The sequence below is a fragment of the Acinetobacter stercoris genome, assembly GCF_900323515.1.
GTDB classification, from domain to species: domain Bacteria; phylum Pseudomonadota; class Gammaproteobacteria; order Pseudomonadales; family Moraxellaceae; genus Acinetobacter; species Acinetobacter stercoris.
Genome location: NZ_OOGT01000360.1, coordinates 1 through 1,836, shown reverse-complemented (window position 1 = coordinate 1,836; position 1,836 = coordinate 1). Strand labels below are relative to the sequence as shown.

General features: G+C 30.6%; 1 protein-coding gene. It reads right to left on the bottom strand.

The window, feature by feature from the left end:
- Positions 1–580: 580 nt before the first annotated feature.
- Entirely contained in the window at positions 581–1,741 is a 1,161-nt protein-coding gene (locus tag KPC_RS19495) for a porin (RefSeq protein ID WP_121975960.1), read from the bottom strand.
- Between the last annotated feature and the right edge of the window lie 95 nt (positions 1,742–1,836).

The following is a 1,836-nucleotide window of genomic DNA, read 5'->3' as shown; positions in this document are numbered from 1 at the left end:
AGGCTATACTAACCAAGATTAAAATTTCAGCATTAATTCTTGGAATTCATTAGCTGTTTTAGACTTCCATAATTAAAATCATCGTTCATTCGAACAATGAGTAATAATTCTAAGGACTTTGGCAAAGAACTACTGAGTTGTGATAATTATTTTAATAAATCGGAAGCTGATTCTGAAAGTGTATCTGATATAAATTTTTTAGTAGTTGTTATTGTTTTTCTTATTCAACTGGCTTTGTTGCACAAATAATTTATAAGTCATTGATTTTAAATGATTTGATTGAAAAATCGATCTGAAAATAAATTCAATAAAATCATATGGTTAAACATTTATGCAACAAAGTGTATTCAACTTACTACTGGTTGGTTTTATTTTATCACTTAATATATTGCTAATCTAATATAATCTCTACGTATTTAATGTTTAAGTTAAATATATCTAAAAGAAGAGAATATCTGTGGTAGTGATTTGTGTTTTTGCTGATTTTATAAATTATTTTGATATTTATACTTATTTAGGCTACTAGAATATATAAAAAAGAAAAGCTGACAAAACTGCCAGCTTTTCTTACTAAAAGTTATTACCATTCATAGCGTAATCTAAATAGATGCATGTCAGGAGTCCCAATGGTATCTTTGGTATAGAGACGCTCATAGTCAAAACCGATACCATGATTGAACCGAATAGCTACACCTACACCATTATCTCGACGTGAAAAATTATAACCACTGGTATATTTTAAATAATTTCCCATTACAAAAGGTTGTATATATTTAATTCCATGATCGGCAATCTTAAAATGATAACCAGCATAGTATTCAATACCATATGCTTCAGTATCTAAAAATTGACTAATATTATTAGGGGTAGGTTGTCCCAAGGCATTATAATTTGGCAATAAATTTTTGTACCACCCTCCACCTAACCCAAACATCCATTTCCCATCAAAATAAAATAGTGCAGAGGCTATCGCATCTTGAGAAAAATCATACTTATTTTTGGTGTTATCCAAACTGGATTCATTATGCTTATATGAAGTTGCCCAGCTTAAATTTTTATTAATATGGACATCAACTGCAACTTCTTCACCAGATTTACGTTGGTATCGAAGTCCAGCAGGATAAGTCTCATCCTCAAACAAATAAGCAGCATAAAAATCGATTTTTTTATTTTTCTTTTCATATCTTAATGTCTTACTCGAAGCTTGCGTTCCGTCATAGTAGGGAACAGGACTCCATGCCTGCGGTTGAGCTAAAGTGTCATAATCCCATAGATCAGTTTTTGATCCGACGACATCAAAATAGATACTGTACATTTTTCCATATTTTAATGTGCCGTAAGTTTTGCTTGAAATTCCAAAATAAGCTTGTTCAGTGGTTAAGCTTTTATCACTCTTGCGGTAATGACCATCCCAATCTAATATTTTGGCAGGATTAATAAAGTTTTGATAGCCAGCAATGAGATTGAGATCATCATTAACTTTATAATCAGCATTTGCATACATACGGCTAGTAGCACTATATCCATTTCTCTGATATTTCTGGCTTGAATTAGAATCATTGTATTGGTCAAAATTAAGTGCTTGCATCCTTAACCCACCATAGGTGGTAAGTTTAAAATTATCTTGATCATTCAAAATATGATCTTTATTAATCAAAGTAATTTCAGCAAAACTAGAAGATGACATGACAAATGTTAAGGCAATAAAAAGCTGATGGTTTTTAAGTTTAAACTTAACCATATTTAAAACTTCCATGTTTGAATTATGAGGTGTTTTCAAAATATGAAAACATTCAACTCAGTTCTAAGAGTGATGTATATTGATAAACTGGTTAG